This window comes from Paenirhodobacter hankyongi (assembly GCF_003664585.1).
Classification (GTDB): domain Bacteria; phylum Pseudomonadota; class Alphaproteobacteria; order Rhodobacterales; family Rhodobacteraceae; genus Rhodobacter; species Rhodobacter hankyongi.
This window is the reverse complement of record NZ_RCHI01000001.1, coordinates 401,675-411,421: the sequence shown is the minus strand read 5'-3', so window position 1 is coordinate 411,421 and position 9,747 is coordinate 401,675. Positions and strand designations below refer to the sequence as shown.

General features: G+C 66.0%; 5 protein-coding genes. 4 read left to right on the top strand and 1 reads right to left on the bottom strand.

From position 1 onward, the window contains the following. The coding region (locus DYS74_RS18780) for a hypothetical protein (RefSeq protein ID WP_220668809.1) at window positions 1–288 on the top strand (288 nt) is incomplete at its 5' end. 3 nt (window positions 289–291) lie between these two features. Here the strand turns inward: DYS74_RS18780 and DYS74_RS01910 are convergent. Then, window positions 292–5,331, bottom strand: a complete 5,040-nt coding sequence (locus DYS74_RS01910) for a RecQ family ATP-dependent DNA helicase (protein WP_183077429.1) — start codon at window positions 5,329–5,331, stop codon at window positions 292–294. Window positions 5,332–5,676: 345 nt separating this feature from the next. On the opposite strand from DYS74_RS01910, the gene DYS74_RS01905 reads away from it, so the two are divergent. From DYS74_RS01905 to DYS74_RS01895, 3 genes are all read left to right on the top strand, one after another. After that, window positions 5,677–5,964: a hypothetical protein gene (locus DYS74_RS01905; RefSeq protein WP_121530452.1), complete on the top strand. Its 288-nt coding sequence runs from the start codon at window positions 5,677–5,679 to the stop codon at window positions 5,962–5,964. Continuing rightward, on the top strand, window positions 5,961–9,164 hold the full coding sequence (locus DYS74_RS01900) for a DUF3427 domain-containing protein (protein ID WP_245965163.1): 3,204 nt from the start codon (window positions 5,961–5,963) through the stop codon (window positions 9,162–9,164). Before DYS74_RS01905 ends, DYS74_RS01900 begins: the two co-directional genes overlap by 4 nt. Before the next feature lie 314 nt (window positions 9,165–9,478). Then, window positions 9,479–9,709, top strand: coding sequence for a helix-turn-helix transcriptional regulator (locus DYS74_RS01895; protein ID WP_121530451.1), 231 nt, complete (start codon window positions 9,479–9,481; stop codon window positions 9,707–9,709). The last annotated feature ends 38 nt before the right edge of the window (window positions 9,710–9,747 follow it).

Here is a 9,747-nt window from a genome sequence, read left to right as displayed (position 1 = left end):
ATCATGTGGGCGTCAGGCTTGCAGAAAATCCCCCGAAATCCCCTGCATCATCACCCCAAGGAGCAGATCGCCGACGAGTTTTTCAACGGCATCCCGCCCATTGCCGTCAGTCGACCGCGCCCCCCGAAGCTGCCGTCTAAGTGGGCGCGGCGAGACGCGCTCACTGCCCTTTTCGGACGGTCGTGCCCGACGCTGAAGGGCACCAGGCAATGGCTTGCGATGTGGGAGAGGTTCGCGATTTTCATGCTGCGCACGGTCGGCGCGAGGACCAGCCAAACGTCCGGGTGACGTTCAGAAGCTCGGGGCCGCCCCGGTCTTTCGAAATACGAATTCCGGCAGGATCGTCTCCCATTCCTCGCGTTTCATATAGGGCTGATACCGGTCCTCGTTGTCCGACTTGCGCCAGCGCACCACCGCGCCAACCTTGCCCGACACCAGTGAAGTTCCCTCGGGCGGGGCCCAGTTTCCTGCCATCCGGCCGAGCACCCGGCCCCGACCGTCAAGGATCATCCATTTCCCCTCACGCGCAGAAAGCGTCACCGGATCCTCCACCTTGGCACCCGCAATCGCGGCCAGGGTCGGGTTCGTCTCGGGCAACCGCCCGGCAAAGGAGAGATCGACCGAGCCCATGTCGGGAAGCTGATACTGGTCGGGTTCGGGAAGATCCTGGCGCGCCGGCACCCCGATCTTGCGCAGCATTTCGCATTCGCTGTCGGCCTCGACAAAGGCATGCGCGCCCTGCGTCACCACCGCAAGGCTGCGCCGCGCGCGGGTCATCGCGACGTAGAAAAGCCGCCGCGGCGCCTCGCCGTCTTCGCCTTTCGAGAGCGTCTTCCAACCGCCGTTCAGGATCACCACATGGTCGAATTCGAGCCCCTTCGCGCGATGGGCAGTCAAAAGCAAAAGCCCCCGTTGCGCGCCGCGGATGTCCTGCGCCCATTCGGCCAGCCATTCGATGGCATCTGGCACCGGGATCGTCTTCTTGCCCAGTTCCCGCGCCAGATCGGCGACACCCTCGGCGATCAGATCGACCCAGCGCGTCGAGGGCTGCGCGTTCAGCGTGTCAAGGATGTCCTGTATGCCCAGCATCGCCGCCGGGCGTTGCCGCAGCCCCGCCACAAGGCGCTGCATTTCGCGCAGCCGCCAGATGCTGGGCAGCTTTTCGTTCGCCATCTCGACCGGCAGGCCCAGCTTTTCGGCATAGGCTCGCACCGGACCGAGCCTGCGCCAATCGCGCGAGATGATCGCGCAGCGTGCCCAGGAAAACCCCGGATCAAGCCGCGCGATCCGCACCAGCTCGTCCAACGCCGCCACTGCCTGCGCCGTGTCGTCGCCCGCCACATCGAGAAACTGCACCCGCCCCTGACCGACCGGATCGACCCCCGCCATCATGCCCCCGCCCGGATCGAGGCTGCGCATCTTGTCCACGGTGATCGGATGAGCCGCCTTCATCCGGCCGCGCGCGGGGGCGATGACCTGGTTCGACGCATCGATGATATGCCGGGTCGAGCGGTAATTCTCGGTCAGGAACTTGGGCTTGGCGCGATAGTCTTCCTCGAATTGGCGGATGAAGGAAATCGAGGCTCCGGTGAAGGCGTAGATATTCTGATCGTCGTCGCCCACCGCGAACAGGCTCAGACGCTGATCGGGATCCTCGAGCGAGCGCCCGGCGACGGCGGCGATCAGCGCATATTCGCCGGGGCCGATGTCCTGATATTCATCGACCAGAATCCAGCGATAGCCCTGAATGAGCGCCTCGCGTTGCGCCTCGGCCTCGGAGCGGCTCAGGCCCTCGCCGTTGATTTGCCGCACGGCCTCGTAAAGCACCGCGTCGAAATCGCGGGCCTCGGCATGAGAGCCCGCGAAACTGGCGCCCACCAGCCGCATCGCCAGCGCGTGACAGGTCGAAACGGTGACGCGCGCGGCCTCATCGCCGACCAGGTGGCGCAGGCGGGCGCGAATCTCGGCGGCGGCGTGGCGGTTGTAGGTCAGCACCAGAATGCCGCGCGGATCCTCGCGCTTCACCCGCAACAGATAGGCGATGCGATGCACCAGAACCCGCGTCTTGCCCGAACCGGGCCCCGCCAGAACCAGCACGTTCGTTTCCTCGCGGTCGTCGGCGACGATCTCCTGCTGCACCGGGTTGCCGAGGTCATCGACGATCTGCTTCCACGCCTTGCCGGTCGTCTGGCGCCGCAGCTCGACCCCGCGGCCGGGCATCCAGCGTTGCAAGAACCGGTCCTGATCGAAGGCAAAATACTCCTCCGACAGGCGCACCGCCTCGTCGATCCGTGTCAGTCCCTTTTCCGCATAGGCGGCCATCACATGGGTTTGCAGCGTCTGCTCGCGGTAATGTTCTTCCAGCGGCAGGAAGTCCTTTTTCGTGAAGCCCGCGCGCCCCGGCTTGAGGTGGATCGTCATCGCCGAGCGGAACACCGTCAGCCCCTTGCCAAGCGTCAGCACCTGCTGCTCGTGCAGCCACAACAGCGCGCGCTCCATGAGCTTGGTCATGTCCTTCACGCCCGACGCTGCAATCAGCGCATCGCCCCCCAGCGCCGAAAGCAGATCGCCGATCGTCGTATCGACCTGAAGATCCTTGCCTCTCAATCCCGCCGGGACCCTGGAAATCAGAAACTCGAGCAGTTTTTCCGCCGCCATCCAGCGCAGCGCGGCGGTCTGCTCCACCACCCGCCAAGAGCGTTGCAGCACCACTTCGAGCGTTTTCGCCGAAAGCTTGCGCAGCCGGATATTGCCCATGCCGCCATCGCTGTCGCGCCCGTCGCGCGCGATGCTGCGCAAGAGCCGGTCGATCCCGTGCGGGCTTGCCTCCGCATGCCCCTCGCCGCGCAGGATCTGGCTTGCCGCCGCCAGATCAAGCGCCGCGCCCTCGCCCACATCGGCCTCGGGCGCCATCTCGCGCATCTGCGCGATCAGCGCCTTTTCCAGCCGCATCGCCCGCGCCAGCCGCGGGGCCGAGGCATTCTCGATCCCGACATGCACCGAAACGGTGATCGCAATGTCGTTGCGCGCAATGCCAAGGGTTTCAAGATCGGCCATCGCCTTGGCCAGCGCCCGATGCGTCAGCCCGCTGATCCCGGTCAGCTCGTCGGTGGTGATGCCCTGATCGGGGGGCGTGTTCATCACATGGCGCACGATCGACAAAAGCTGTTGTCGCCGCGTCTCGGTGATCTCAACCCCCTTCAGACGCGCTTCGGCCTCGGCCAGGGTGCGCACCAGCAGCGAAGAGGGAAGCACCTGGACCCGGTTTTCCTCGCGCGCCAGAAGCGCGGCTTCCTCCAACCAGGAAACGGCGGTCTTCACCCTTGTGTCGTCGGTGGCGCTGTCGCGGGTGAACTCCTGGTCCTTTTCCTCGCGCACGATCTCGCCTGCCGTCGCCACCACCAGGCCACTGTTGCGGGAATGCTCGTCGATCCGGCGCAGGGCTTTCAGGATCGCTCCGATCTCGTGTTGCGAAAGGCGCGAGCGGGCGGTGAGCGTGAACTGCCGCTCGACATCGTCGGAATGGTAAAGCAGCACGCAATTGGCGGGCGCCCGGTCACGCCCGGCGCGCCCCGCCTCTTGCAGGTAGTTTTCCAGCGAGCCGGGAATGTCGGCATGGACCACCAGCCGGATATCGGGCTTGTCGATCCCCATCCCAAAGGCATTGGTGGCGGCAATCACCCGCAGATCGCCCACACGAAAGCGTTCCTGCACCGACTGCTTGTCGTCGGGGGTGAGGCCCGCGTGGAAATGCTCGGCCGCAAGCCCCTGAACTTTCAGGAAGGCCGCCACCCGCTCGGTCTCGGCGCGCGTCGCGCAATAGACCACGGCGCCGGAGGTCTCGCCCTCGGGCAGATGCTCGGCGATCACGCTGAGAATATCGCCCAGCTTCGCGCCTCGATTGGTCGGGCGCACGGCGAAGGTGAGGTTGGTGCGCGTCGCCCCGCCATCGAAGAGCGCGAGCTCCACGCCCAGACGGTCGCGGAAATGCGCGGTGATGTCGCGCACCACCTCGGGCTTGGCAGTCGCGGTGAGGCAGAGCACCGGCGCGGGCGGGGCATCGCCGGTGAATTCGCGGATGAAGCGGCCGATGTAGCGATAATCGGGGCGGAAATCATGGCCCCATTTCGACACGCAATGCGCCTCGTCGAGCACCCAAAGCCCTACCTCGCGTTGCTTCAACACCGAGCGGACCGAGACCGATCGCAATTGCTCGGGCGAAATCAACAAGATTGCCGCCTGGCCCAGCCGCACCCGGTCAAGCGCATCCTGCCGTTCGGGCATCGAGAGCATGCCGTTGACGGTGACCGCCGCGGAAATTCCCGCGCGCTCCATCCCCTGCACCTGATCGGCCATCAGCGCGACGAGGGGCGAGATCACCACCGTCAGCGCGCCGATCTTATCGTAGAGGCTGAGCGCGGGCACCTGATAGCAGACCGATTTGCCGGTGCCGGTGGGCAGGATGCCAAGCACATGCCCATGGCCCATGCTTTGCGCCACGATGGCCTCTTGCAAGGGCCGCCCCGCGCTGTCGGCCGGCTCAGGCCGGAAGGCCGGAAAGCCGAACCACTTCTTCAACGCCCCCACCGGATCGTTGCGCTCGGCGCACCAGCGGCAGGCCGGATCGCCGCAGGCCGTGTCGCGCAGATCGCGCACGATCAGCGCGGCTTGCGGAAAGGCCGCGCGCACCCAAGGCGGCATCACCGAGTCCCCGCCCGCAACCGAAATCCACGCCAGCGCATAGGCCATCGGCCAGCCCGCTTGAGGGTCCGCGAGCCTCTCGAGCGCGGGGCCGATCCGCGCGCCACAGGCCTTGCCCTGAAGCAGCGACCGGATCGCCACCAGCGCCGCCGCCCGGTCGGGCGCGGGGGCGCGGCGGATCTCGGTGAAAACGGCATCGAACCCCGCGGAGCGGTCCGTCCGGGTGGCGAGATAGTGATAGGCGAGCAGAGTGTCGGGCGAGACCGCGTTCAGCTCGGTCAGTGCCTTGATCTGGTTTTCCAGCACCTCGAACACCAGCCGTGCATCCAGTTCCGGGTCGTTCACATGCCCCGCCTGCAAGCGCCCGTCGTGATAGTGCTTCACCAGATGATGATAGGGGTTGCGCGGAAAGGCCAGGGGGTTGAGCCAGAGCGTGTCGATCGGTGCGGCCATCTTTTCGATCAGCCGGGGCCGCGCCGCCAGCAGATGCGCGATATCGTGGCGCAGGATATTGTGGCCAAGGATGTGCTGCGATTTTCCAAGCGCCGCCTCGAGCGTCTCAAGCCCCCGGCCGATCTCCCCTTTCGGCGCAACGACGGCGGGGCCGTTGCCGAACCGCACCGCCGCCATGTCGAAAATCTTGCCCGTTTTCGGATCGACCTCGAGATCCACCGAAAGACACCGCTGCAAGATAGGGGTCGTGTCCTCTCTCCTTAGCCGTATGAAATTCGGTAACGCCATCAAGCCCGTGCAATAGAAAAGGGTTGTGGGAGAGTAGAGCGCCGAAACGAGCCCCGCAATACCAACACGCGCAATGATCCGTTGCCCGGCGCCGCGACGCGAGGCCGGGCTCTGGACGGATGGTGCCAAACCTGGAAGAACTCGGGGGAGTTTTTATCACCCGCGAGGCCCGATGCCCGGCCTTCGGCGGGCGACCGAGGAACAGCTTTGCGCGCAGGCCCTGCGGAGTTTCGGATGTCCGAAGCCGACTATTACGAAACCCATGCGGTTGAATTTGTCGCGGCGACGGTGGCGGTGGACATGTCGGCGCTGCGGCACCGGTTCCTGGCCACACTGCCGATGCCCCCAACCGGGGCAACCAGCGCTTTGCGCATTCTCGATGCGGGGGCGGGCTTGGAGCGCGATACGCACCTCCTGAACGACTGCGGCGGCCTCGGGCGGCCCGATATGTGGCAGACGCGCGATTGCCGCCCGGAGAGGGAGGCAGAGACCTGGGTGAATCTTCTGGTGAAACGGCGATGAGCGAAGGCAGCCCCAACGCGGAGAACGCCCCGGATGCCGAGGGGTGCCCGATCTGCGACGCTCCGATGCGCCGCGTCGTCGCCTGCGAGGCACAAAGCATGGTTATCCAGAACGGGGCCGGGCTTCTGCTCGCGCCGCGCCTCCATGTCGCGCGCTGGCGCGATCTCTCGCCCGGCGACCAGGCCGCCGTTGCCGCGCGAATCGGTGCCACGCAAGACCTGCTGGCATCCGGCGAGGCTGTCGTCCCGGTGACGCTGATCGAGGGAGAAAATCATGTGCATTTTCGTCTCGATCCGCCGCCCTGCGCGCGGCCGGACCCTTTGCCCGGTCTTCCACATGACCGCGCCCTGATTTCGGGCAGCGACGATGCCCTGCACGCCCACCTTCGGCCGCTGATCGATCAATCGACGGCGGTGGACCTGTCGGTCTCCTTCCTGATGACCTCGGGCGTGCGCCTGGTGCTGCCGCATCTGCAAGACCTGCTTTCCCGCGGCGGACGGCTGCGGGTGCTGACCGGGGATTACCTCGATGTGACCGAACCCGCGGCGCTGCGTCTGCTGACCGATCTCACCGGCGCGCGGCACCTGTTCGTGTTTCGGGCCTCCCGGGTGCCCTTTCATCCGAAAGCCTGGCTTTTCACGTTCAAGGACAGATCCGGGGCGCTGATCGTCGGTTCCTCGAACCTGTCGAAATCTGCCCTGACCGACGGGGTCGAGTGGAACCTGCGCCAGTTCGATCGCCACGACACCGCGCCCCTCGCCGCAGCCCGCGCTGGTTTCGCGGCGCTTTTGAATCGCCCCGAAGTGACAGATCTGACGCCCGATTGGATCGACGCCTACGAAGCGCGCCGGATCGCCCCTCGACCAGAGCAAAGCGGCACGCCGGAGGAACCGACGGAGCCGCTGCCCGAGCCACACGCGGTTCAGCGCGAGGCCCTCGCCGCGCTGCAGGCCACGCGGGACAAGGGCTACGGTGCCGGGCTGGTGGTTCTGGCCACAGGTCTTGGCAAGACCTACCTTGCCGCCTTCGACAGCCTCGACGCGCGACGGGTGCTCTTCGTGGCGCATCGCGAGGAGATCCTGACGCAGGCGATGGCGGCGTTTCGGACGGTGCGGCCACAGGCGCGGATGGGGCGCTATAGTGGCGACGACCGCGACCCCGAGGCCGAGATCCTGTTCGCCTCGGTGCAGACGCTGGCCCGCAGCTCGCATCTTTCCCGGTTCGACCCCCAGGCTTTTGACTACATCGTCATCGACGAATTCCATCACGCCGCCGCCGCCACCTATCGCCGGCTGCTGGCTCATTTCACCCCACGGTTCCTGCTCGGCCTGACCGCCACGCCCGACCGCAGCGATGGCGGCGATCTTTTGGGGCTGTGCGAGGAAAACCTCGCCTACGACTGCGATCTCTGGTCCGGGATCGACCGCAAGCTCTTGGCACCGTTTCACTATTTCGGGGTTCCAGATCCGGTCGAATATGCGCAAATCCCCTGGCGCAGCGGCCGCTTCGACGAGGCCGCGCTCACCGAGGCGCTCGCCACCCGCGCCCGGGCGGAGAACGCGCTTGACCAGCTTGCCAGGCGCGGCGGCAGCAAGACCATCGGCTTTTGCGTCTCGCGACGCCACGCCGATTTCATGGCACGTTTCGCCACCGAGCGGGGTCTGCGCGCCGTCGCGGTGCATTCGGGCGAAAGCTCGGCGCCGCGTGCCAGCGCGCTCGAGGCGCTGGCAGACGGCAAGCTCGACATCGTTTTCGCCGTCGACATGTTCAACGAAGGGGTGGACGTGCCCGCCATCGACACGGTGCTGATGCTGCGCCCGACCGAAAGCCCTGTGATCTGGTTGCAGCAACTCGGCCGGGGCCTGCGCCGCGCGGCGGGCAAGACCCATCTGGCGGTGATCGACTATATCGGCAATCATCGCATCTTCCTGACCAAGCTGCGCACGCTTCTGCGCGCCGGTGCGGGTGACGGCGCGCTGCGCCTCTCGCTCGAGCGGTTCGTCGACCAAGAGACCAGCTTTCCCGCCGGCTGCGAGGTGACCTACGACCTCGAAGCCCTCGACATTCTGCGCGCCCTGATCCGCATCCCCCGCGATGGCGAAGAACTGATCGCCTTCTATCGCGACTTCCGCGACCGCCACGGCACCCGCCCCACCGCTTCGGAAGTGGCTCATGCCGGCTTCAACCCTGCGCGCACCGGGGTACAAGGCTGGCTCGGTCTCGTCGCCGAGATGGGCGATCTGAGCGCCACGGAACAGGCGGTTTGGCACGCGCATCAAGCCCTCCTCGACGAGATCGAGACCACCCGCATGACCCGCAGCGACAAGATGCTGGTCTTGCGCGCGATGATCGAGGCCGGCGCCTTTCCGGGGCGGATCTCCCTTGCCGACTTGACCGCACGGATCGCGTCGCAGGCCAAACGCAACCCGCAGATCAGCGCCGATTTGAACGTCGCCCTCACGGACGAAGCCGCACTGCGCAATCTGCTTCTGGCACAGCCATTGAAAATTCTTGCCGAGACGGCCTGGTTCCGGCTTGGTCCGGGTGCGTTCGAGACCACCTTCGAGACATCCTCGGGCGCGGTGCTCCGCGATCTCGCCGCGGAACTGGTGGATTGGCGGCTCGCGCGCCATTTCCAATCGCGCGATCTGGTCTATGACCTCCCCGAAACAACCTTGTTCGCAGAGGCCGCGGAAGAAGGGGCAGCGGCACCATGGACCCCGGCTCCGGCACCGCAGCCCCGCACACCGGCACTTTGGCAAGACTACCCCCGCGAGGCGATCGCGCCGCTTTTCGGGGCCGTGTTCAACACCGGGGCCTGGAATGCCGGCATCGTCACCCTGAAAGAGGCGCGGGCGATGGTGCTACTGGTGACGCTCGACAAGGGCAGCCTTTCGGTCGGCGGCCATTACACGGATCATTTCACCACCCCGACGCGGTTCGTTTGGCAAAGCCAGACCAGCACGCGGCGTGACAGCCTGCGCGGGCGCATTCTGTCGGGCGCGGAGCCCGGATGGACGGTGCATCTCTTCTTGCGCAAATCCAAGCTGCGCGATGGCCGCGGCGCCCCCTTCCGCTATGCGGGACAGCTGCGTTTTGCGGGATGGGAGGGGGAGAACCCGATGACGGTTCAGTGGGATCTCACCGCGCCGGTTCCGGTTTCTTTGCGCCCGCTATACGGATTGCCCGACGAGACCTAGACAGCCGTCCCGAGGTTCGTGTGGGCCCATTTGGCCTGCGCGAAGGTCGAGAGCATGGCCACTCGGTCAGGATTTTCGTTCCGACGGCTACGCGAAAAATCCATTCGAACGCACCGCAGCTTGGGGCCGAACACCCCTAAGCGTTTCTCATGTGCCCATCCGACGACCGCGAGCGTCCATACACCGGCGTCGGTCCTGAGCACCGTGCAAAGATAAATGTGGGACACCCGGGGCACTGTCCCATCTCATTGCCAGTACGAATCAATCCTCTCCAACCGTTGGCTACGGCCAGCAGGCACCGAAAGGACTGATAGATGGACCTCAACACTCAACAACCGGATCGCGTCGCGAACACCGCGATCGACCCGCTCATCGCCGGCCGCGAAGCCGCCGTCATCCTTGGCGTCAGCTACCCCACCTTCCTGCGCCGCGTGTCGGATGGGACGGTGCCCAAGCCGCTGAAGCTCGGGGCGCTCTCGCGCTGGCCGAAGTCCGAGATCTTCGCTGTCATCGAGGCGGCCAAGGCGCGCCGCCACACCAACTAAGAAGCCGCCGCCCCATTTGGAGGCGGCGGCGTTCGGTT